This window comes from Bacteroidota bacterium, from assembly GCA_016706865.1.
Taxonomy (GTDB): Bacteria; Bacteroidota; Bacteroidia; order Chitinophagales; family BACL12; genus UBA7236.
This window is the reverse complement of sequence record JADJIS010000003.1, coordinates 1852204-1877133: the sequence shown is the minus strand read 5'-3', so window position 1 is coordinate 1877133 and position 24930 is coordinate 1852204. Positions and strand designations below refer to the sequence as shown.

Annotated in this window: 18 protein-coding genes and 1 tRNA gene; 8 read left to right on the top strand and 11 right to left on the bottom strand. The window is 35.9% G+C overall.

Going from position 1 to position 24930, the window contains the following annotated elements; translation table 11 throughout:
- Nucleotides 1–360: 360 nt before the first annotated feature.
- The 4 genes from IPI31_17410 to IPI31_17395 are packed head-to-tail and all read right to left on the bottom strand — an operon-like array spanning nucleotide 361 to nucleotide 6095.
- Nucleotides 361–3990 (bottom strand): VCBS repeat-containing protein, encoded by a 3630-nt coding sequence (locus tag IPI31_17410; GenBank protein ID MBK7569601.1) that lies wholly within the window; start codon nucleotides 3988–3990, stop codon nucleotides 361–363.
- A 15-nt stretch (nucleotides 3991–4005) separates the two neighbouring features.
- Complete coding sequence (locus IPI31_17405) at nucleotides 4006–4752, bottom strand: ZIP family metal transporter (GenBank protein MBK7569600.1); 747 nt, start codon at nucleotides 4750–4752, stop codon at nucleotides 4006–4008.
- Nucleotides 4753–5361: a phosphatase PAP2 family protein gene (locus IPI31_17400; GenBank protein MBK7569599.1), complete on the bottom strand. Its 609-nt coding sequence runs from the start codon at nucleotides 5359–5361 to the stop codon at nucleotides 4753–4755.
- Nucleotides 5361–6095: a methyltransferase domain-containing protein gene (locus IPI31_17395; GenBank protein MBK7569598.1), complete on the bottom strand. Its 735-nt coding sequence runs from the start codon at nucleotides 6093–6095 to the stop codon at nucleotides 5361–5363. The genes IPI31_17400 and IPI31_17395 overlap by 1 nt, the downstream gene beginning before the upstream one ends.
- Nucleotides 6096–6179: 84 nt before the next feature.
- Here IPI31_17395 and glmM point away from each other — a divergent pair, with 84 nt between their 5' ends.
- Entirely contained in the window at nucleotides 6180–7562 is a 1383-nt protein-coding gene (gene glmM / locus IPI31_17390) for a phosphoglucosamine mutase (GenBank protein MBK7569597.1), read from the top strand.
- A 55-nt stretch (nucleotides 7563–7617) separates the two neighbouring features.
- Here glmM and IPI31_17385 read toward each other — a convergent pair whose 3' ends face one another.
- Together IPI31_17385 and IPI31_17380 are read right to left on the bottom strand one after the other, a co-directional pair.
- On the bottom strand, nucleotides 7618–8250 hold the full coding sequence (locus IPI31_17385; GenBank protein ID MBK7569596.1) for a hypothetical protein: 633 nt from the start codon (nucleotides 8248–8250) through the stop codon (nucleotides 7618–7620).
- An 83-nt stretch (nucleotides 8251–8333) separates the two neighbouring features.
- Entirely contained in the window at nucleotides 8334–8975 is a 642-nt protein-coding gene (locus IPI31_17380; protein MBK7569595.1) for a hypothetical protein, read from the bottom strand.
- Nucleotides 8976–9060: 85 nt separating this feature from the next.
- Here IPI31_17380 and IPI31_17375 point away from each other — a divergent pair, with 85 nt between their 5' ends.
- The 4 genes from IPI31_17375 (at nucleotide 9061) to mutS (ending at nucleotide 15648) form a co-directional block, all read left to right on the top strand.
- Nucleotides 9061–9516: a hypothetical protein gene (locus tag IPI31_17375; protein MBK7569594.1), complete on the top strand. Its 456-nt coding sequence runs from the start codon at nucleotides 9061–9063 to the stop codon at nucleotides 9514–9516.
- 117 nt (nucleotides 9517–9633) lie between these two features.
- Nucleotides 9634–10770, top strand: a complete 1137-nt coding sequence (locus tag IPI31_17370) for a cysteine desulfurase (GenBank protein MBK7569593.1) — start codon at nucleotides 9634–9636, stop codon at nucleotides 10768–10770.
- 260 nt (nucleotides 10771–11030) lie between these two features.
- Nucleotides 11031–12311, top strand: coding sequence for an aminotransferase class V-fold PLP-dependent enzyme (locus IPI31_17365; GenBank protein MBK7569592.1), 1281 nt, complete (start codon nucleotides 11031–11033; stop codon nucleotides 12309–12311).
- Nucleotides 12312–13038: 727 nt separating this feature from the next.
- Nucleotides 13039–15648 (top strand): DNA mismatch repair protein MutS, encoded by a 2610-nt coding sequence (gene mutS / locus IPI31_17360; protein ID MBK7569591.1) that lies wholly within the window; start codon nucleotides 13039–13041, stop codon nucleotides 15646–15648.
- 411 nt (nucleotides 15649–16059) lie between these two features.
- Here mutS and IPI31_17355 read toward each other — a convergent pair whose 3' ends face one another.
- The 3 genes from IPI31_17355 to IPI31_17345 all read right to left on the bottom strand — a co-directional run bounded on the left by IPI31_17355 (nucleotide 16060) and on the right by IPI31_17345 (nucleotide 20680).
- A complete protein-coding gene (locus IPI31_17355) occupies nucleotides 16060–16812 on the bottom strand; it encodes a DUF481 domain-containing protein (protein MBK7569590.1) in 753 nt (250 codons plus the stop codon).
- A 116-nt stretch (nucleotides 16813–16928) separates the two neighbouring features.
- Nucleotides 16929–20069, bottom strand: coding sequence for a glycosyl hydrolase (locus IPI31_17350; protein MBK7569589.1), 3141 nt, complete (start codon nucleotides 20067–20069; stop codon nucleotides 16929–16931).
- A gap of 176 nt (nucleotides 20070–20245) precedes the next feature.
- Nucleotides 20246–20680 (bottom strand): CBS domain-containing protein, encoded by a 435-nt coding sequence (locus IPI31_17345; protein MBK7569588.1) that lies wholly within the window; start codon nucleotides 20678–20680, stop codon nucleotides 20246–20248.
- A gap of 99 nt (nucleotides 20681–20779) precedes the next feature.
- Between IPI31_17345 and IPI31_17340 the strand changes: the two genes are divergently transcribed.
- The 3 genes from IPI31_17340 (at nucleotide 20780) to IPI31_17330 (ending at nucleotide 22287) form a co-directional block, all read left to right on the top strand.
- Nucleotides 20780–20864, top strand: a tRNA-Ser gene (locus tag IPI31_17340).
- A gap of 662 nt (nucleotides 20865–21526) precedes the next feature.
- Nucleotides 21527–21934, top strand: a complete 408-nt coding sequence (locus IPI31_17335) for a hypothetical protein (protein MBK7569587.1) — start codon at nucleotides 21527–21529, stop codon at nucleotides 21932–21934.
- A 5-nt stretch (nucleotides 21935–21939) separates the two neighbouring features.
- The gene (locus IPI31_17330) at nucleotides 21940–22287 is read left to right on the top strand and encodes a hypothetical protein (protein ID MBK7569586.1); all 348 of its coding nucleotides are present in this window, start codon (nucleotides 21940–21942) and stop codon (nucleotides 22285–22287) included.
- Here the strand turns inward: IPI31_17330 and IPI31_17325 are convergent.
- Both IPI31_17325 and IPI31_17320 read right to left on the bottom strand, forming a co-directional pair.
- On the bottom strand, nucleotides 22282–22950 hold the full coding sequence (locus IPI31_17325; protein MBK7569585.1) for a hypothetical protein: 669 nt from the start codon (nucleotides 22948–22950) through the stop codon (nucleotides 22282–22284). The genes IPI31_17330 and IPI31_17325 overlap by 6 nt on opposite strands.
- Before the next feature lie 101 nt (nucleotides 22951–23051).
- The gene (locus tag IPI31_17320) at nucleotides 23052–24857 is read right to left on the bottom strand and encodes a VCBS repeat-containing protein (GenBank protein MBK7569584.1); all 1806 of its coding nucleotides are present in this window, start codon (nucleotides 24855–24857) and stop codon (nucleotides 23052–23054) included.
- Between the last annotated feature and the right edge of the window lie 73 nt (nucleotides 24858–24930).

Here is a 24930-nt window from a genome sequence, read left to right as displayed (position 1 = left end):
ATTCACGCCTCACCAAAATGAGTATACCTAAGGCAGTCGAATGCTTTATTCTACTTACTATTCACTATTGACAATCTCCTGACATTTGACTTGTAACCATTTCTTCCGATCTCGATTTTCATGTAGTAATAAACCTATCCTCCCAAGAGTTACTCCTTCGTGTACCTTTCCGTCCTTCGTTCTTCGTGGCCTCGCCATCCGTATTACAAGATGAGTAATGCCCGCCCGGATGACCCGGTCGGACGGGAGTTATGAGAAATGAGTTTGTTCCTCGATCGCGAGAGGGTTTTACTCCATATAAATGAAATATGCCGAATTAGAGATCGGGAGTCGTAATCCAATCTGGATCGGATTCACGCCTCACGATTCACGATTCACGAAATAAACTTCCCGTTTTTTGCCCTGATAATCAACAATGAAAATGGATCTAATATTTTTCGTTATCGCAATAAAATTTGATCGCTGAGAAAAATATCCCTCACCCTTGTAGAATTCTATTTTTTGCGTGCTGTTATCATCATAATTTACGATCGCATAAACATCATCCGAATTTGCTTTAATAATTTTATTGTAACCGTAATTATAAATTTTCGTTTCGCCGCTATTTACACCTGCTACTATCATTGGTGAATTATTTTCACCGCATTCAACTATTGTGAGTGCACGTACATCTCCATCGCTCCAAAAACCACTATCGAAACTTCTGATGGGATTGAATTTTCCGTTACCTTTTCCCTCAAGCAATAATCCCGTTCCCCCATCGTGGCGCATTACTAATATATCGGTTTGATAATAATTTCCCTGGCAAAGAATATCTATAATTCCATCTCCGGTAAAATCCTCACAAATAATTCCAAACACCGGACTTATTTGTGCTTCCACCGGTAAATTTATTTTTTCAAAATTATTATTTCCATTGTTGATCAAAACGGCACTTTCAAATTGATATGCGTAAACATGATATGCTTTAGTTAGATTGTCAGCGCCAAACATATCACTGGTATTCATTTTGCCGAAACTATCCCAGTCAGGAATTGTACTTCTTACTTCGGGAAATTGTTCCAGCATACGTTCGCGAAAATGTACAGGATAAGCAATGTCATGCTGATAATAACTCATCATGAGTCCATTGTATTCCGTTTCGGGTTTATTGAAATAATATCCCTCCAAAGGCAAAATATTTCCTGTTTTTTCGGAGATGGTGTTTTTAAATCTTCTGTTGGTTCCAAAATTTCCAAGAATATAATCCGTATCACCATCATTATCCAGATCGGCGCCATTGATACTTTGCCACCATCCATCCATATTTTTGAGATTGGATTTTGCTGTGATATTTTCAAAAGATTTACCGGTATTTTTTAGAAGAATAATTGGCATCCAATCACCAGTAACCAGCAGGTCAATTTTATCATCATTGTCAAAATCGCTCCAAAGTGCGGACGAGACCATGCCAATATTTTTTAATGCCGGAGCTATTTTGTCGGTAACATCTATAAATTTTCCACCTTCATTTTGCAAAATTGCAGAGGATACCGGTAATAAATATTTTCCGGGAAATTGCCTTCCTCCAACAAAAAGATCAAGATCACCATCTTTATCAAAATCGCAGGCATTTACACAAGATGTAGGAATTGCATCTTGCGGAATTCTATCATTGTGCATTATGAAATTTCCATTTCCGTCATTGAGATAAAATCTATCGTTATAACATTTATCACCTGCTATTTTTTCATTGCCTCCACTACCGATATACAGGTCGTTATCTCCATCCTTATCCGCATCAAAAATAAGTGCCGAGGCATCTTCATATTTAATGTCGGCTTTTAATCTAATATTACTTAAGGAAAATTTTCCGGGTGTATTTTGAAAGTAGATCTCTCCGGGTTTTTGAAATGTTCCACCAATATAAATATCATCCAATCCATTTCCATCCAGATCACCGGAAGCTGTGCATGGTCCCGACACACTCATTTTATGTGGAATTAAAAATTCACGTGTAAAATCTTCAAAATCATTTTCTACATGCACATAATTAATTCCGGATGCTGATTTTACATCATTAAAAACAGGTATACTTTTTGCTTGTGCCGTGAAAGTAAAGCCTGCTGCGGCATTCAGGTGATCAACAATTAGAGTCTGGTTGCAAACAATATTTTTTAATTCCTGTTTATTTCCATCCAACCAGGTTATTTCCACCCGTTCAATATTTTTATTTTTGCCTGTTCCGAAATGTAGAATATTTTCAGTGGTAGAAATAAATCCGCGAACATTGGTGTGCTGAATATATTGCATGGTATCACCGTAATAGATCTTAATTTTTGTTCCAAGTCCATACGTATTTCCTCCATACCCCTTTAATTTAAAGTTGATATAATTATTTGTTGTTTTCTCTTTTTCTGAATTATTTTTATAGACATAAGGTGTTTCATTTGCATTTGCGCATATTATATCCATATCTCCATCCAGGTCAAGATCGGCGGAAGCAGAACCATAAGAAGCGGAGGGATGATAAATGCCCCATTCATCACGCATATCTTTAAAAGTGAGGTCGCCGTTATTTTTATAAATAAAATTCGGGGTATTCAAAGTGTATTTGGGAATAGAATTAACAAGGTTATAATATACAGTACTATCACTTATGCGACAAGCGCGTCTTAATTTTGTATAAGTTTCTGTTTCATCCACATTAAAATCCTGTAAATATCCTGTGGAAATAAAAAGATCTTTATTTCCATCATTGTCAAAATCGGTAAAAAATGTGGACCAACCCCAGTCTGTAACACCCACTCCGGCTGTTCTTCCAATTTCGGAAAATGTTCGATTGCCATTATTTAATTTGAGAGAATTTCCGCGGTTTTGATAACCATATCCTGCATTAATAAGTGTTCGTAATATCTCGACCTGTGACGATATCTGAAAGGTTTTAAAGGAATAATTTTCTTCCATTTCAATGTCTACATAATAGAGGTCCAATAATCCATCATTATTAAAATCCGCTATATCGGAACCCATGGAACTTACGCTGTGTCGCTTTAGCGCAGTGAGTGAAGCATCGGTAAATGTTCCATCGCCGTTGTTAAAATATAAAAAATCATACATCCCGAAATCGTTGGCAACATAAATATCGAGATACCCATCCTCATCAAAATCAGCAACAGTTGCGCTTAAACCAAATCCGTGATTATTTATTCCGGCTTCTAAATGAACATCCGTAAAAGTATTATTTCCATTATTGCGATATAATTTATTGCTGACATTTTTATTATTTTCTATCGCCTGAAAATAGTAGGTTTTAAATTTATTGATAAAATCCTGTGGATGTGTTACCAGATACATATCCAGATCACCATCGTTATCGTAATCAAAAAAGTTGGCTGCAGAACAAGTGACATCACCTGTTAAACCATATTCCTTTGCTCTTTCGGTAAAAGTGAGATCACCGTTATTGATAAATAATTTATTTCCCCTTTTTGCAGGATCTGCCCAACGCGAATTGCAGATATAAATATCCAGCCACCCATCGCCATTCACATCAGCAACCGTTGAACCGGAAGTCCATTCGTATTCGTTTTTGGTGATTCCGGCAGTAGTTGAAATATCCTCAAATTGCAGATCGCCTTTATTAATATAAATACGATGCGGCACCATTACTCCCGTGAAAAAAACATCCGGTAGACCATCATTATTAAAATCGCCGATATTTACACTTCCGCCGTTGTAAATAAAAGTATATCTCCAGTAATTGTGTTCGTAATTGTCGGGAAGCGTATTGATAAAATTAATTCCTGTGGTTTTACCCGTTAGTATATCGAAAAGTTTTCCGTTGTCTGTATCTGTTGGTAAAATTCTATTTTTATCAATTATAACAGAGGCACGTGTTTCCGTTTCCTTTTTTTGCAAAAGGGAGCAGCTGTAGAAATTACACAAGATAAATACCGCAAAAGTTATTTTAAGAATTAATGGTGAATTTGTGGTTTTCGCAAATAACATAGTGTTTTGTTATGGTTAATGCAATGCAACGGATAATAAAGATAAAACAAATCCTCCTACAATAACAGCTAGTTTTATCATACTCATTCGGTGCGCCTTCCCGCTGGCTTCAAAAATAATTGTTGTGGAAATATGAATTAAGGAGCCACATACCAATGCAATTATTTTATTCAATGTATCATCAGATGTAATTTCAATTAAATAATTACCTAAGAATGAACCGATCGGAGTTATCAAAGCAAATATTGCCAATAATATAATGGCAGAAATACTTTTTTTAGAAGAGAAAAACAACAATGCACCCAATGCAAAGGTTTCGGGGATCTTATGAATTACAATTCCATAATAAAGTGAATCAGAATCGATATTGGAAATTGCCTGAGAGGAAAGGGGTAATCCTTCCATTAGTGCATGTAAACTCAATCCGAAAAAAACACCGAAAACATATCCTTTTGTTAAATGCGGATGTAAATGCAAGTGACCATGCTCCACTCCGCGGGTGAATTGCACAATAATCAACTGTATAAAAAATCCCCCCAAAACAAAAATGGAAATGGAACTATCGTGAGTATGTTCCGTTGACCCCGGTGTTTCAAATATTTCGGGTAAGAGGTGTAAAACAACAGTTCCCAAAAGAAATGCACCGCTGAACGACAATAAAATCCCTAAAAACTCATTATGCGACTTAGTTCTCAGCATCCAGGCAGCAAATGCTCCTGTGCCTGAGGCGAGTATTAATAATATAATTTGAAAAGCACTCATTTACACATTACTATTTGCTTGATTTAAAAGTTCCGGCATCCATTTTGGAAACAGGTATTTTTTTGCCAAAGTATATATAATTAAACTAATTATGGTTCCCAGTAATCCACCGGCTATAATATCCAAAGGATAATGAACCCCAACATACACCTGCGCATAGGATATAGCGAAGGCCCAAAATAGTGCAACCGGAGTCAACCATTTAATTCTTTTTCTGAAAAACAAAATACAAAGCACTGCAAATGCGAAAGTATTTGTGGCATGACTCGAAGTAAAACTTTTACCAACCCCGCAGCGGTCTATCCTCAAAATAACACTGTCTTTTAAATTTTCGTCGTTACAGGGTCTTGTTCTGTTTACTGCAGGTTTTATAACCGAACTGCTCAACTGGTCGCTGATCCCGAAATTTAATCCTAATAATAAAAGCAGAAGAATTCCTTTCCTTTTAAATTTCCACATTATTAATATTGCAATAAGAATATAAAGCGGAACCCAGAAAATGCGATCGCGGATCGGTGGTAAAATAATATCGAAAAAATTATTTCCCCATTTTTGATTTATCAAAAAAAAGAGCTGTTCGTCAAAGTGCTGTAAGAAGTCGGGGAACATCATTTTTGGGCTACCAGAATTAAACGTTCAGAATTTTCAGAGTCGAATGCATTTAATTTGTAATCGCCGAATTTGTGAATCAATGTCAATCCGCAGCTTGAAAAATAATGTTCAAATTGCTGCAGATTGATCGCTCTTACACTTTCATAAAAGGTTTCTTTTTTTAAAGCGGAAGAAACTTCTATTTTTTTAATAATAAATCCATTCTCGTAACTTTTAGAAATATTAAAATCGTAATCGTCAATTTTAATATTCAATTCTTCCACTAAATGTTTTAATATATAGTTGATATTAAAAAAATCGATGATCAGTTTTCCACCTTTTTTCAATCCCGAAGCAAAGGCCCGAATGCATGCAAGGTCTTGTTTTTCCTCTTTATAATATCCGAAGCTGGTATAAAAATTAAAAATAAAGTCGAAATAATTCACACGGAAAACGCGACTCATATCATGTTGAAAAAAGGATAACATTTCCGTTTCGTCGTTTTTCGCCTCTTTGATATTTTTATAGGAGAGGTCGATTCCCGTCACTTCAAATCCTTTTTCCGCGAGGTAGGAAGCGTGTCGCCCCTTGCCACAGGCTGCATCCAGCATGGTAGAGCCGGCATTTGGATGCAAAAAAGCCATTAGTGTATCTAAGAAAGCTGCTGCCTCATCTTCATCCCGATGTTGGTATAACAGATCGTAATACTGTTGATCGAACCAGGTTTCAAACCACTGTTTTTTGTCTTGCATGCAGATTTATTACAGCAAATGTATAAGATTTAGCGGTCTTAACGTTAAAACACTGAGCTATTAATGCTTAATTTTGCGATTCGTATGACACTAATTAAATCAATTTCCGGTATCAGAGGAACTATAGGAGGGAAGCCCGGACAGAATTTAACCCCCGAGGATATTATCAAATTCACCGCCGCTTTCGGAACCTGGGTTAAACGCACCACAGGAATAAATATCATTGTAATTGGTCGCGATGCGCGCATAAGTGGCGATATGGTGAATCACCTCGTGATCGGTACTTTGCAATCTATTGGAATTAAAGTGGTGGATCTCGGACTGAGTACTACACCCACCGTTGAAATAGCGGTGCCCAGAGAAAATGCAGGTGGAGGAATTATTATTACTGCTTCGCATAATCCCAAAAATTATAATGCACTTAAATTAGTAAATCAATTGGGTGAATTTATTTCAGGAGAAGATGGTGCTGCTGTTTTAGATATTGCGGCAAACGAAGAAATTGTTTACAATAATGTAGATCAGCTCGGTGAATATCAACATAAATTTTATTATATCCAGAAACATATTGATAAAATAATGGAACTGGATCTGGTAAATAAAAAAGCCATTAAAGAAAGAAATTTTAAAGTGGTGATCGATTGCGTAAATTCAACGGGTGGAATTTCCGTTCCTGAATTATTGGTTGCTTTGGGTGTATTGGATGTAGTGGAATTATTTACAAATCCCAACGGACGTTTTCCGCATAATCCTGAGCCGCTTCCGGAACATTTATCTACTATTTCGAACGAAGTGAAACATCAAAAAGCAGATGTTGGATTAGTTGTTGACCCCGACGTTGACCGACTTGCTATTGTTTGCGAAAACGGGGATATGTTTGGTGAGGAATATTCATTGGTTGCCATTGCAGATTATGTTTTAAAACATAAAAAAGGAAATACCGTTTCTAATTTATCATCTACTCAAGCCTTACGCGAAGTTTCTAAAAAACACGGAGTTGATCATTTTCAAAGTGCCGTTGGTGAAGTGCATGTGGTGAAAAAAATGAAAGAAGTAAATGCAGTGATAGGAGGTGAAGGAAATGGCGGTATCATTTTACCGGAATTACATTACGGCAGGGATGCATTGGTGGGAATTGCATTATTTTTATCGCACCTTGCAACATCGGGTAAAAGTTGTTCGCAGTTACGCGGAGAATATCCCAATTTTTTTATGGCAAAAAATAAAATTGAATTGCCCGATGGAACCGATGTAAAAGCCATTTTGAAAAAGATGGAAGAAAAATACAAAAAAGAAAAACTCAACAAAGAAGACGGATTAAAAATTGAAATGGACGGCGACTGGGTGCATCTTCGCGCAAGTAATACCGAACCGATAATTCGTATATATTCTGAGAGTTCTACAAAAACTACTGCGGAGAATATTAATCGGAAGATAATGGATGATATTAGGGTGATAATGAAATGATGGGTTGGATTTTTTCAGATAATTACCGGATTATAATAAATTATATTCGGTCTGATTAATAAAATAAATCGTAATAGGTCGTGTCAAAAGATGGGCAATAAATATCAATAGATTCACTTCCATCATTTATTCCATCAATATAGATAAACCACACTAGATGGTAATTAGAATTTCCATTTACAGATAACATAATATTTCTGTCAACTTCACTTCCATAGTATGGATCATCATATACACTTTGTATCGAAATAAAATCTGATGGGCCATATTCATTTATACTCTTTACATGGACTTGTAAATAAGCAATCGGCTGCAATGCTACCTCCACGTTATTTGCGCCGAATGTAGCGTCACCAACTGGAATTTCTTCATTAAAATTAAAATATTGTGGAGCAATTGCTGAGCAGTAGTACCCGTAGTCATTATTGTAATCAAAGCTAAAGTCAAAATTGCCTGCAGCATCAGAAGTTGTCTGGTCAAGTAAAAAGGAAGCTGTGCCACCACCACCCCAAGTACCACCACCTTCGTTGCCAAGTAAATAAACTGTGGCATTTGGTATACCAGAATTGGTTGTTTTATCTAATACAATTCCGTTTACGATACCGCTTTCCAGATCCGAAAGTGGCTGAAAAGGTCTACAGGATGCAATGAAAAAAAGTAAGAGGAAATTATAAGGTATTTTTTTCATTTTTCATGTTTGGTGAATCAAAGTTATAATAAAATAAGTTTAATTAATTGGGGCAAATTGCAGCTATTTATTTTTTGTATAACTTAATATAAAATTTCGTAATATGTGGTATCAAAAGCAGGGGTAACTACATATTCAAAATAGGAAGTGCCTTCTCCATTTTTTTCCACATACCAAACAACTCTATTGCTTTCGTTGCCCAATAATTGAAAGCAACAAATAGTTGTATCAACTTCATTGCCTATTAACTCTGGGTAACTACCATTATATGTGTATGAAAGAGTTAATTCATCATAATTATTAAATGGATTAACATTCTTAATATGCAACTCTAAATATGAAATAGGCTGCAATTCAAGCTCCACGTTATTTGCACCGAATGTAGCGTCACCAACAGGTATTTCTTCATTATAATTAAAATATTGTGGTGCAATTGCTGAGCAGTAATACCCGTAGTCATTATTGTAGTCAAAGGTAAAGTCAAAATTGCCTGCAGCATCAGAAGTTGTCTGGTCAAGTAAAAAGGAAGCTGTGCCACCACCACCCCAGGTACCACCACCTTCGTTGCCAAGTAAATAAACTGTGGCATTTGGTATACCAGAATTGGTTGTTTTATCTAATACTGTCCCGTTTACGATACCGCTTTCCAGGTCCGAAAGTGGCTGATATGACCTACAGGATGCAATGAAAAAAAGTATAAGGAGATAATAAGCTATTTTTTTCATTGGACATGTTTAGTGAATCAAAGTTACACTAAAATAGGTTTAATTTTGTAATTAAAAAAACAATTGCAGTTTAAATAAATACCTTATGATTACTTTAAAAACCATTTCATTGGAAAAATATGATAAACAAATTGTAGAAGATTCGATAAGAACGCGTTCAATTAAGAAGCATACCAATTTAGAATTCCACTCTTCAGCATCCTATATTCCCTTTGAAAATAAGTTATTTTTAGGATATGAATCTGGGAAAAAGGTTTTGTTAACAAGAATACGTACACCTTTTGAACGTCTGTTACCTAAACTAACAATAGTTTTTGCTGAAGATGATTTTAGTAGCTGCAGAATCAAATATAGCTTACAGCCTTTTTTATTGTTACTATTAATAAGTATCACCATTATAGTAAATATTTATTATTTAATTCTCAGCAGAAAATTTGAGAATGAATTTTTCTCAGCTATTGTAGCTGCTTCACTTTTTTATATTCTTACAATTATTGAATTGAAAATAGTATCAATTAAAGTGAGAAAAGCTATAATTTAATAAAAGGCCTAATTCAGTTCAAATAGATTCATGCGATATCAAAAATCATAAAAATTGGTTGGAATATACCATTCCAACTTATTAATTATCCGTAACTTTGCCCAATAACCTCAACCAATGCGTGTTTATTTCGACAATGCCGCCACGACAAGCCTTGATCCAAAGGTGCTGGAGGCCATGCTTCCTTACCTGAACAACCATTATGGCAATCCTTCGTCCATACATTCCTATGGAAGAGAGACCAGAGCCGCAATTGAAAAGGCAAGGAAATTCATCGCCGGACTTTTCCATGTTTCTCCGGGGGAGATATTTTTTACCAGTGGTGGAACAGAGGCCAATAATATGGCTTTACAATGTAGTGTTCGCGATCTTGGAGTTACCCATATTGTTACTTCGGAGATTGAACATCATGCAGTTACACATACCGTTGAGGCATTAAAAGCAGAAGGTAAAATTAAATTGAGTTATGTAAAATTGTTGCCCGATGCCTCTGTAGATTATGAAGACCTGGAAAATATTCTGAAAAACTCCAGCGACAAAACATTGGTAAGTTTAATGCATGCAAATAATGAAATTGGTGTTTTATTGGATATAGAAAAGGTTAGTGTGTTATGTCAAACATATAATGCTTTTTTTCATTGTGATACCGTTCAAACAATGGCACATTACCCTCTGGATCTTCAAAAAACGAAAATCCATTTTATTTCCTGTGCAGCACATAAATTTCACGGACCAAAAGGTGTCGGATTTATTTATGTTAATGCGGATGCACATATTAAACCACTTATTCACGGTGGTGCACAAGAAAGGAATATGCGTGCAGGCACAGAAAATCTTTACGGAATAATTGGTCTCGCAAAGGCATTGGAAATTGCTTATTCTGAATTAGAAGAAACAAAAAAATATATAACTTCCCTGCGCGATCATTTGCGAAACAGATTAAAAAATGAATTTCCTGAAGTAATATTTAATTCACCTGAAAACGGATTATACACAGTATTAAATGTAAACTTCCCCGCCAGCGAAAAAAATGAATTATTATTATTCAATTTGGATATCGCCGGTATAGCAGTAAGCGGAGGAAGTGCCTGCAGCAGTGGAAGCAGCATAGGCTCCCACGTGATCGCCCATCTTCATCGCGAAAAAGATTCCGCCGCCGTTCGTTTTTCTTTTTGTAAGTTTAATACTATGGAGGAGGTTGATTTTATGGTGGATAAACTTAAGGAGATCGTTTTGGTCGAACAAAAGGTTTAACATGATCTCCTTCGTCGATGTTCTGAGTTCAGAGTTCTGGGTTCTGAGTTGGGTTCACTCACTATTCACGATTCACTACTCACTAAATGAGTTTTATGTAATTCTGAAGTTTGCAGGGTTTACAAGGTTTGGAAAATTTTCAATGCTTGTATTCATTCTTTAATTCTTTCATTCTTTCATTTTTCATTTTGATTTATTTTCACTATCATTGTCAGATATTCTAATTGTCAATTGTCAATTATCAATTATCAATTAATTTCATGGTAAATCGTAGATCATTTTTTAAGAAAGCTACTGCGCTTGTAAGTCTCGCTGCTTTGCCCGAATTGGTTTTTAGTGAGGAATTAAAGGCCGGAATTAATCGGGTGAATAATATCTCCCCTGAACTTGTTGCGCAGGATGAAGATTTTTGGAATTTGATCAAGGAATCATATACCGCTTCTGCAACTATTATTAATTTGAATAATGGAGGTGTGAGTCCATCACCAAAGGTGGTGCAAGATGCCTTGGACAGATTTAATAAAATGGCGAATGAAGGGCCGAGTTATTACATGTGGCAAATATTGGATAAAGGAAGAGAAAGTCTGCGCAAAAAAATTGCAGATCTTGCGGGTTGTGATATTGATGAAATTGCAATTAACAGAAATACTACGGAAGCACTCGACAATATTATTTTTGGATTGGATCTTGAAAAAGGAGATGAAGTAATTCTCACCAAACAGGATTATCCCAATATGATTAATGCCTGGAAACAACGCGAAAAAAGAGATGGCATAATTATTAAATGGGTGGAGTTGGAATTGCCGACAAATAGCACTGATTATCTCGTAAAAAAATACACGGAACAAATAACATCACGCACTAAATTGGTGCAGGTAAATCATATCATTAACTGGACCGGACATATTAATCCTGTTAAAGCAATTGCAGATGCTGTGCATGCAAAAGGTCCGGAAGTAATGGTGGATGGAGCACATACCTTCGGACATTTTGTTTTTAAAATTCCGGAATTAGGTGCAGATTATTACGGAACAAGTTTACATAAATGGCTGAGTTCTTCCATAGGCACCGGTATTTTATGGATAAAAAAAGAAAAAATAAAAAAGGTATGGCCACTCATGGGTGCACCGGAAACGCAGGATATAAATAATATCCGTAAATTCGAAAATCTCGGAACACGTTCATTTCCAATTGAATATTCCATTGCAAATGCAATTGATTTTCATTTAATGATCGGTCCCGAACGCAAAGAAGCGCGCTTGCGATATTTAAAAGATTATTGGACATCAAAATTAACTTCCTATCCTAAATTCAAATTAAATACCTCTCTCGATCCGAAATTTTCCTGCGCAATTGCAAATTTTTCCATCGATGGTCATGAACCGGGAGATATTGCAACGAAATTATTTAATGATCATTCCATACACTGCGTATCTATTAATTGGGAAAATATTCATGGAGTGCGCATTGCTCCGCATGTGTATACTAGCATTGCTGATTTGGATAGATTGGTGGAAGGGGTGTTGCCACTTTGTAAGTGAGACGTTGGAATTAAAGTTTGATTTTCTCCAAGTTAAAAGTGGGCAGTAAACAGTGGGCAGTGGGCATGTTGTAGCATTGGGGATTGTTGCTTCGAATTAGATCTTAATTAAAATTTAAAGATGATTGTTCCTAATTAAAAGTGGGCAGTAAACAGTGGGCAGTGGGCAGGTTGTAGCATTGGGGATTGTCTCTTCGAATTAAATCTTTATTAAAATTTGAAACTAGTATTATATCTCCAAAAATCATTAATCGGAGGAATTCGGTTGTAGAAATTGTCAGGAAATTTATTTTGCAGAAACTTTGAAGAATCGCAAAAGTAACGTCTTCCCCTATGGGGAAGATAAGAGATGGGGCCCGAAGTTGCAGGGAGGGTAATTTGCAAACAATGAAAGTTTTAATTTAATATCGAATAAAGAACAAGGAATAAAGAACATTAAACAAATCGACAACCCGGAGCAATTACCTCCGTAGTGAACTTTTGCAACCCTGCTAACCCGGGAAATTTTTGTAAGCCCAAGAAGTGAAGAATAAAAAATAATAATCAAAAAATAAAAAACATAAATCGGATCACAACCCTGAAACTCTTGCAAACCATGTAAACTTTAGTTAACGCAGAACCCCGAACTCAGAACCCAGAACCCCGAACTCAGAACTTCGAACCCAAACGTAAACCCTCCTATTTCCTACTTCCTATTTCCTAGGTCATTTTTCGTATATTTGTACGACATGAAACCCTTAAAAGAAACCCCGCTAATGGGGCAGTACAATCGCATCAAGGCAAAACATCCGGATGCGATTTTGTTGTTTAGGGTGGGAGACTTTTATGAGACGTTTTCGCAGGATGCAGTGATTACGGCGAAGGTTTTGGGGATAGTACTTACGAGGCGTGCAAATGGTTCGGCGACGTTTATTGAATTGGCGGGATTTCCATATCATGCACTGGATGCATATCTTCCGAAATTAGTGAGAGCCGGATATAGAGTTGCAATTTGTGAACAACTGGAAGATCCGAAACTTACAAAAACAATTGTAAAAAGAGGAGTTACTGAATTAATTACTCCGGGAATTACTACCAGCGATAAAATGCTGGAAGCAAAAAATAATAATTATTTAGCCAGTTGTTTTTTGGGAAAAGAAAATACAGGAATTAGTTTTTTGGATATTACAACAGGAGAGTTTTTTGTCGCACAAGGCAAAAATGATTACATAGAAAAATTATTGCATAGTCTGCAACCCGCGGAAATAATTTTACCGAAATTTCAGGTGAAACATTTTAAGGAATTATTCGGCAATAAATTTTATGTGTATGGATTGGATGACTGGATATTTGCAGAAGATTATACCAAGGAAAAATTATTAACGCATTTCGGAACAACATCATTAAAAGGTTTTGGAATAGAAGAACTGGAACATGCAATTATTGCTGCAGGTGCTTGTATTCATTATTTAAAGGATACGGAACACAATAACCTCGGACATATTACTGCAGTTTCTCGGTTACCAGAAGAGCAATATGTCTGGCTGGATAGATTCACGATCAGAAATCTGGAACTTGTGCATTCTTTTAATGAAGAAGGAAGTTCTTTATTAAAAGTGTTGGATCACAGCATCACTCCAATGGGCACACGTTTATTGCGAAGATGGATATTAATGCCATTAAAAGATAAACATGCAATTGAAGTGCGACTGGATACAGTGGAACATCTTATAAAAGATCCTGAACTTTCGAAAAATATTGGAAATTCATTAAAAGCAATTGGCGATCTTGAAAGAATTATCTCTAAGGTTTCCATGCAAAAGATAAATCCCAGAGAAGTTATACAATTAAACAGAGCCCTACACGCTTTAACTGACCTGAAATCGTATTTATTAAAAACGGATAATCCGAATTTACAAAAAATAGGTGATCAGATCAATCTTTGTGAACTCATTAAAAAACGCATAGATGAGGAATTAGCGGAAGATGCTCCCGTGCAAATCAATAAAGGCAATCTCATTAAAAAAGGAATAAATGCCGATCTGGATGAATTGCGGGAAATTGGAAATTCAGGGAAGGATTTTTTATTGCGATTACAACAGGAAGAAATAATACGCACGGGAATTCCGAGTTTGAAAATAGGATTTAATAATGTGTTCGGATATTTTTTAGAAGTTACTAATAAATATAAGGATACTGTCCCCGTGGATTGGATAAGAAAACAAACCCTTACAAGTGGTGAACGATTTATCACTCCCTTATTAAAAGAATACGAAGAAAAAATATTAGGTGCGGAAGAAAAAATATTGGCACTTGAACAAAAATTATATGATGAACTGATTTATGCATTAAACGAATACGTTCAACCCATACAATTAAATGCAGGCATTGCTGCGCGATTGGATGTGCTGCTCAATTTTGCGAATACTGCTATTCAGTATACATACAGAAGACCTGAATTATTTGATGATGCAGAATTATCGGGCATGGTGGATATTAAGGAGGGAAGACATCCTGTAATTGAACATCATTTACCGGTGGGAGAAAATTATATTCCCAATGATATTTATCTGGATTCGGAAACACAACAGATCATTATTATTACCGGTCCCAATATGGCAGGTAAATCTGCATTGTTGCGACAAACGGCATTAATAGTGCTCATGGCTCAGATGGGAAGTTTTGTGCCTGCCAGAGAAGCTAAAATCGGTATTGTAGATAAAATATTCACCAGGGTAGGAGCAAGTGATAATATTTCCAGTGGAGAATCCACATTTATGGTGGAGATGAATGAAACGGCTTCCATCATGAATAATATTTCCAATCGAAGTTTAATATTATTGGATGAGATAGGAAGAGGAACTTCCACTTTTGACGGAATTTCAATCGCGTGGAGTTTATGTGAGTATTTGCACACAAATCCTTTTGCAAAACCGAAAACATTATTCGCTACACATTATCACGAATTAAGTGAATTGGAGAATAAATTTGAAAGGATCAAAAACTTTCATGTAAGCACAAAAGAGGCTGGCAATAAAGTATTATTCCTAAGAAAACTTCAACCCGGCGGAAGCAAACATAGTTTCGGAATTCACGTTGCACGTATGGCGGGTATGCCGCAACAAATTGTAAAACGTTCCAATGAAATATTAAAACAACTGGAACAAAAAAACATCGGTTCTGAATTACAAAATGAAGTGAAAAAGATAAGACAACAAACCTTCCAATTAAATATGTTCAGCATGGATGATCCCCAACTCGTAAAGATCCGTGAACTTCTCCAAAATCTGGATATTAATTCTTTATCGCCAATTGAAGCGCTGATGAAGTTGAAAGAATTGCAGGATGCAATTAATTGATACCATTTACTACAAATATCAGATTAATTGAACTTTTAATCCATGTCTATAATTTTATATCCATCTCAAACTTCTTAGTGATTTCTTCGTGTCTTAGTGCCTTCGTGGCAAAATAAAGTAAAATTCGAGTGGCGACTGATTAAATTCTTAAGGAAATTTTACATGCTAAAATTAGTTCACTTTTACCACATAATTCAAATGGCCACAAAGGAACGAAGACACAAAGGTTTCACGAAGAAATAATATTTATTTGTAAAGTATATTTTTACAACAAATTACATCAAATTAAGAATTGGAAGATAAAATTCACACTCTGAGCCAACCAAATCCTATTTCCTATTTCCTACTTCCTACTTCCTATGTCGTATGTCTTATGTCGTAGGTCCTATGTCGTAGGTCCTACGTCATTCCTCAAAACTCCAGCCCCAATCCCGCTGTCAACTCATAAATAGTATTTACCACTCCTTCCGCAGGTGCAGAATCATCGAGTAAATTGTAATTAACTACTAAATATAATTTTTTGGTGAGATAAGATTTTATATCCAGTGATGTGGAAATACGTCTATCAGAAAAATCATCAAATCTTGGTTGGAAATAGGTGGTGCTTACAACTGAATATGTTTCTTTGGGAGATAAGGTAAAGGAAATATAACTGCTTAACCTGTGATTTTGTTGAGGAGTTTCAACGCCGGTATTTTTTTCATTTTCATACATGTATAAAGCAGCGGCATATAATCGGAATTCATCTGAACCTATAATTTTAAATCGCGGACCGGTACCTGTTAAAATGCGCAGATCAATAGCAAGTGGTTCATTGTATTGACCTTGAACAAATGCTTCCCAAACAAAACGATCTTTTATTTTATAATTATAACGAAAATGTTGAAAACCGGAATTTACGAATTTCTGATTTTCATTTACTTGCACTGTTGCAACATCCGTCAAGAGAAGAAATAAACTCTTTTTGGTCTTATATTGAATATGAAGATCGGTGAGTATGGATAATACATAATCATTATTTTTACTCATATACAGCGAGGCTTCTCCGCTGCCAGCCCAACCTACTGTGTCGGTTTTTATGCGTTTGTCCTCAATATTAATTACTTGTGAATAGATCTGATCTGCAAATAACAGACATACGATCATGAACAATACTTTCTTCATAGCAGTATTAATTGGGTTTTAATTAGCTAGTGCCAAAAATACGAATTGTGGTTTAAAAGTAAAATTTTCCCGAATATGAATAGCTATTTCTGAGGTGCCGGTCGTCCTCCGGGCTATTATTTGTCTTCCTCCACTATAATTATAGGTAGATTTAGCGATCTGATCATATCATTTATTTTTTTGACCTCTGTTTTTTTGATCTCTTCGAATTTAGCTAATTGAATATCAGCTTCTTTACTAAGTTCATTATATACGGAAATCTGATTTTTTGATGGGCGGAAATTTCCACGCGATGCTGCATTGTAAACACCCGCTAATTTATCATTCAGTTTTATCCCGTAATTCAACATATCCTGATTGCTTTTATTTCTTGTTTCATATACTGATTCGATAATGCTGGTCATACGGCTATTTAATGCGGCAACTGAATCTTTTAATTCCTTTGGTGCTGAATCTCCTAATTTATTGATATAATTATCCATTTGTTTTTGCAACGACCACATGTCATTAATTGCAGTTTGAACCTCATCAAATTTATCGCGTACCTGAATTAAAAAGTCATGTTGTAATTGGTAATCTTCGGGAGTTGCTTCTGAATTTGGATCTGGTAGTATATTAAAATTCATCAACACACTATCACTTCCATATTTTATTTCGGCTTTATAAGCTCCTGGTGCAGCCGAAGGTCCGCCGGGAGTTCCATTCCACAAAAACATACCTTCTACCTTTTTGGCATCAGCATAATTAAAATTCCAGTTGAACTGATTTAATCCGGTTTGAAATTCGAGTTTTACATTTTTATCTGTTGCGGAGGAAGAATAAGTATTTATAAGTTTGTTGTTATTATCATATAATTCTATGGATAAAACCTTTCCTGAGTCAGGTTCATTAGGGGATCCGGGTTTTGCCGGAATGTAATAATTGATCACGAGACCCGGTGTAGGGTTTTTACCGGCATTAACCGGGTTTTCAATTTGATATCCGCCTATTCTATAACTATCGCGAATTGTATAAACATGAAATGGTTTTTGTTTTATTTCATTATTCATTTCCTGAAGCGCACTAATATCATCCAATATCCAAAATCCTCTTCCTTGTGTTGCGAGGATCAGGTCATTATTTTTAATGGTCATATCAGTGATAGGAACAATTGGAAGATTGATCTGAAAAGGATACCAATTTGCTCCGTCATTATAGGAAATATACATTCCATATTCCGTTCCGCAATACAATAATCCTTTGCGTTTTTTATCTGCGCGAATTACTCTTGTAAAATGATCTTTATTTATTCCGTTAGTAATTTTTTTCCAGCTTTTACCATAATCTTCCGTAACATATAAATACGGAGTGAAATCATCTGATTTATATTTTGTTCCGGCAAAATACATTTTTCCTTTTTGCAATGGATCAGGTTCAACACAATTTATCATGGTGAATTTCGGCAGATCAACCGGAGTAATATTCTCCCATGTTTGTCCGCCATTTTTTGTAATGTGGATCAAACCATCATCACTTCCTGTATATATAACATCTTTTTCGAGGGGAGATTCTGCAGCTGCAAAAATGGTACAATACACTTCCACACCGGTATTATCTTTTGTTATAATTCCTCCGCTGGGTTGTTGTTTGCTTTTATCATTTGTAGTGAGATCCGGAGATATCGCATTCCATGTTGTACCATTATCAGTAGTGGAAAATAAAACATTACCTGCAGCATATAATTTATTCGCATCGTGAGGAGAAAAGAACAAAGGAAAATTCCATTGAAAGCGATATTTTTGAATATCGGCACCTTGTCCTAAAGGATCATTTGGCCAAACAGTAATATTTCTGCTATCGCCATTTAAATGATTATAAACTCCAATAAACCCGGAATAATTTCCACCATAAACAACATTATAATTATCGGGATCTGCAACAATATGTCCGCTTTCAAAACCTGCCGTTGGTTCCCAATCATTTCCGTCAATTTGGCCGCCTTCACTTCTGTGTTTAATTCTGAGCGAAGAATTATCTTGTTGTGCTCCTAATAATCTATATGGAACATCATTATCCGTAGTTACGCGATAAATTTGTGATGTTGGCTGATTATAATAAGTGCTCCAGTTTTTTCCTCCGTCGAACGAAACCTGCGCTCCGCCGTCATCTGCAATGATCATGCGCTGTGCATCATTTGGATCTATCCATAGGTCATGATGATCGCCATGAGGAGTATTGATGGAAGAAAATGTTTTTCCACCATCCGTACTTTTCCAAAATTCCACATTTAAAACATAAACAATATTTTCATTGGAGGGATCACAAAATATTTTAGAAAAATACCATGCACGTTGACGCAAATTACTTTCCGAATTTGTTTTTGTCCATGTTTTTCCTGCATCGGTACTTTTAAATACACCACCTGTTTTTGATTCTACTATTGCGTAATAAATATTTGGATTTGATTTTGAAATTGTTATTCCAATAATTCCTAATGTATCCTTTGGAAGTCCTTTATTAGTACTGATATTTATCCAGTTATCACCGCCATCCGTTGTTTTATAAATTCCTGAACCAGGACCACCACTTTCCAAAGAATATGGTGTTCTTTTAACATTCCAAAATGTTGCTACTAAAATATTCGGATCAGTGGGATCAATAACCAGGTCACATGCACCTGCATTATCACTAACGTACATAATTTTTTTCCAATTATTTCCGCCATCTGTTGAACGAAATATTCCCCGTTCATTATTTGGCCCGAATAAATGTCCCAGAGCGGCACAATAAACAATATCCGAATTTTTAGGATGCACAACAATACGCATAATATGTCGTGTATCATTCAATCCGATATTCTTCCAACTTCTTCCACCATTTTCACTCTTCCACATTCCAAATCCTTCACTCACATTTCCACGCATGGAATTTTCTCCCATTCCTACATAAATAACGGAAGGATCACTTTTGCTTACAGTTATTGCACCAACAGATCCACCAAAAAAACCATCTGAAATATTATTCCAGTTATTGCCACCATCATTTGATTTCCAAACTCCTCCACCTGTAGCTCCGAAATAAAATAATTGTTTATTTTCCAGGTCTCCCACCACTGCAGTACTTCTTCCTCCTCTCCAGGGACCCACATTACGAAATTGCAATTGATTAGTAATTGTGGTATCAAATGGTAGAGCAATTACGGTATTTTGATTTTTACTTTTTTGCGCAAAAAGCAATTGTGAAATACATAATAAAAAGATCAGTAAATTTTTTTTCATAAATAATTTCAGGTTTATAAATATGTGGATACCGCAAATCCAATAAATGGAAAGGGTAATTGCATACGAAATACGGGAATTAGTATAACATATCAAAAAGCCAATGCTTTTATTAACAGGTTTTAATAAATAACACTGTTGTTAAAAGGATGAGTAAAGAAGCAGCCCGATAAAGTCTATCTTGAATCGTTGATATAATTCTCCAATTGACTCAAGGTAAATTGTTGATCTTCTATTATAAATTTCACCACATCACCAATGGAGATGATCCCTGTCAGTTTATTATCATCAAGCACAGGTAAATAACGAATGGAGTTTTCTGTCATGATGTTCATACAATCCTTGATCAATGTACTGCTGCTCACCAGCTCACAATTTTCGTCCATTATCTCATTGACCTGAGTTTCTTTGGATGTTCTCTCTTTAAGTACCACTTTACGGGCATAATCTCTTTCCGTAAATAGTCCGATGAAAGTATCTCCGCGCATCACGATAAGTGCACCGATATTGTTTTCCATCATTTTCTTCAAAGCATCGTAAACAGAGATGTCGGGATGAATTGTGAAAGGGGTTTTTCTCTTTTTCTCCAGGATTTTGTGGACAGTTGACATAACAGAAGATTTAGAAGTTAAATAAATAGGTCGCTCCTGCAAGTTACTATATTTTTTGAAATATTTTAAAACGTGAAAGCCTTCATCTATCTTTGCCCCGGAGAGTTGGCAGAGCGGTCGATTGCGGCAGTCTTGAAAACTGTTGAGGTGTAAGCCTCCCGGGGTTCGAATCCCTGACTCTCCGCAAACGACAGGCAGTCCCGCGATAGCGGGATTTTTTGTTTGAGTTCTGAGTTCTGTGTTCTGAGTTCTGTGTTCTGTGTTCTGAGTTCTGGGTTCGGGGTTCGGGGTTCAATTCGGAGGATAATCACTTGGGTGTAGATAGTTTGATGTTCTTTATTCCTTATTCTTTATTCGATATTAATTTTTATTGATGGTTTTCAATTCGGAGGATATTCTCCCAAGGTGTCGATCTGAGGGCTCCCAGCCCATAGGGGAGCTTACCTTTTAGGTACTTTGAAAACTGGTGAAATGTTTGGAGAAGTTCATTTCGAAGGATATTCATTCGGGTTGTCGATCTGTTTGATGCCTGCCCGACCACTGGCGGGTTCTTTATTCCTTGTTCTTTATTCTTTATTGATTTGGGTTGAAGGGGTTGAAATTGTTGAAATGGTTCAATTCGGAGGAAATTCTCCCGGGCCGTCGATCCGTTTAATGCCTGCCCGACCAATGGAGGGTTCTTTATTCCTTGTTCGATACCTGTCCGACCACTGGCGGATTCTTTATTGATCTTTGTTGAAGAGGTTTACTACGTAGGAAATTCTCCCGGGTCCCTCACGTTAAACTTTTTTACCCGCTTTTCCTTCCTTTTCCTCTCCAAAAACCCACTTTTTCCTAAATTTACACATGTTCTATGCTGCTTTAACCATCCAGATATTGTTTTTTTTATATTACAATTTTTCTGTGCAGGCTGATTCTGCCAGAAACAGGATTTTTAAGTTGGTAGAATCCGTTTTGCCGATTCTCGCAATAATTTTCAATATCAACTGGCTGATTTTGCTCAGCATATTCGGTTATGGACTGATGATATGGGAAATGCTTCTTACCTGGCTTATTCCGGTAACATCAATTACTCAATATTTTACGTTAAGAAATTTAATTTTAGGAAATACTTCCCGTTATCTGAAAACACTGAAACAAGGAAATGTATCGTTAAAAAGAGAGAAGCTTACACTGCAAATGGTACTTACTTTCGTTTTAGCGGTAATTTGTTTTGTTCTTACACTAATTTATTATCAAACCTATTTTAATTAATATTTATGCTGACATCCACTCAACACGAAAATCTGATAAACAAAGGCTGGCATGCGGAAAGTCTTTCCAATCTCGAAAAAAATAAATTAAATGCAGGAGTTAAAGCATTTTATTCCTATAAAAATACTCTGTCGCTCCGGGTATATCCGGAGGAGAATATGCTGCGACTCATGATCCATGCCATGCAGGATAATCGCTGTTTGCAATTTGATTGTGAGGATAAAGCAGGCGATTTTTTAAATAAAATAATTGAAATACAAGATGATATCAATATTGAAAATTATTTTTCACATTATTTTGCCTTACAGGAGATTGGTTCTGTTTCGGTAGTAATGACAGAGCAGTTTTTATAGTTTTTGATATGTCCATATTTTTGTACTTTCACTGATACAACCCAATACTTTATATTTTGATTCAAGTAAAGTTTTCGAATTCTTTGCTTTTTCTTTTATTACACAAAAAGGGAATCGCCCGCTACTATGAATAAAATAAAGTTCATTTCCATCATTTAATATAAATCCGGTATGGTTATCAAGTCCCACAATAAAAAGATTGGTTTTCTGATCCTCAAGATATTTTAACATCAGTTCGTTTTCTTTTCCATTATACCGTTTTATTTTTTTTTCATCAATCAATTCGATGATCATTTTTTCGGAGGCACATTGCGCAAGTTTTATCCGATCAATATCAAAATTTATATCTCTGATAACAGTTGTAACAAAATATCCGCAGGCAATACTTCCCTCACCAGGAACCTGCGAAATTCCATTAAAATTCCAACGAGTGCCGAGCCAATAAGGATATATTTCTGAAAAATTAGTAACGATTTCTGATTTACGTTCACTTGTTGAGATCGCACCTTTATTTTTTAAATTCTCAATAAGTATTTCATATTTTTCATCAGAATATTTGTGTCGATAAACTGGATTGAAAAACGGATATTTAATAATAGCAGTAACACCTGCAATGCACAGGATCAGTAATAATACGAGTAAAATTCTAAGTAGGGTTTTCATTCCTCAAATGGAATGATAAAACGTAATAACCGGAAAAATTATTGTAATAAAAAAGAAAATGGATAACCTGTTTTATCAGCAAGTTATCCATTTTCAATACCTTATTTTTGTATTTCCAGTGTCAACACGGAGAAATTAGTTTCTGTTCTTAGAGTGCAATAATATATTCCAACCGGGTATTTGGATGCATTCCAGTTTTTTGTTTGAATTTCATTATTTTGATTCCCTGTAAACAAAGTTTCAATTCTTCTGCCCATACTATCCGAAATAAATAATTCTATATTGGAGGGTACAGATATCTGATATTTAATTACAAAATTATCGGAAGAAGGATTTGGTGATATCCCGAAAACACTGATATTATTTATTTCCGGAATGTTCACCTGCACAGGACAAAAAGTTTCCTGAACATCATAATAATTATTAATTGCAATATTGGCGCATTTATCTATTGCTCCTGATGGCCAGAATATAATGAGAGAATCAATAATAGCGGCATCTCCTAACCCAAATTCCACATTTAACGAATTCATGCTATTAAATGAATTTTGTGCACTCACTTCCCGAAGCTGCCAGACATCTGTTCCATTAATTTTTGCTTTTACATTAACCCGTGCACCAATTGCAGAAAGATTGGAACCAATAATTAATCCCGGACCATTACCGGTAAGCTTAAAATTAACCCAACCATTTCCATTGGATGATGCATTATTATTATATAAAGCTTTTCCACTTCCTGCTCCCACAACAAACAGATCAACATCACCGTCTTTGTCGTAATCTCCTGCGCTCGCACCATAATAAGAACCATTATTTTCCACCAGTTCTTCCGTGGTAATACTTGTAAAAGTTCCATCATTATTATTTTGATAATATTTGCAGGAAGATGCATCGTTGGTGACAAAACAATCAATATCTCCGTCATTATCAAAATCTTCCCACACAGAAGAAAGACTTAAGCCCTGATCTGAAACTATATTTCCAACTTCAGCAGATGTCATCCTTGTAAATGTACCGCCATTATTTCTATATAAATTGTTTTGCATTCCAACGCCCCCCGATGTGCCCACGTAATTTGTCAGGTATGCATCTAGATCTCCATCATTATCATAATCTATCCAATTCCAAATTTGTCCGTCAACATTATCGGTTGCGATAGGATTTGTTGTGATTTTTTTAAAATAACCAACTGCTCCGGTGGCGGCGAACTGATTGTTATATAAATAATCGGGCATTACTGTTCCGTTTGCAGGACCTGATCCAATAAAACAATCCATATCTCCATCCATATCATAATCGCTCCAACTGGGAACCGTGTAAGGAGCAGTACCGATACAAATTAAAGCGGTATCCAAACGCGAAAAATTTATACCATTTTCGTTTAATAATAATTTATTACTGTCTGTTATTCCCGCAAAACCAAGAGGTGCGGCAATTACAAGGTCAACCCAGGTATCATTGTTCATATCACCCCAGGCACAACCCCAACCACGCAATGTTGTGCTATCAGCAAGAGCACCCACAATAATTTTTGAGAAGGTGCCATCACCGTTATTTTTATGTAAGGTTGAGCCCCGTGTGCTTCCTCCTGAAATAAAACAATCTATATATCCATCATTATCATAATCGGCCCATGTATTGCCAAAGCCGGAATCAGTTTTAAGATTACTGCTTAGAATTTTTGTGAAACTTCCGGCTCCATCATTCAAAAATAATCCCCCACGAACCCAAAAAACATCGAGCCATCCATCATTGTTATAATCAATAAAGGAACATCCTGTATAAGATCCGTTTGTAGCACCCGGGGCATCAACCAATGCATTGCTGTCGTCAGTTACTTCGGTAAATAATTGGGCAGTCACCCAAAAAGGTAACCCAATTAAAAAACATGTAAATATTTTTTTCATAAATAATTATTTTGAGGCAAAAATGGCCCTGATATAAATAAACAGGGTTCTATCCGATAATTTTTGACCTCTT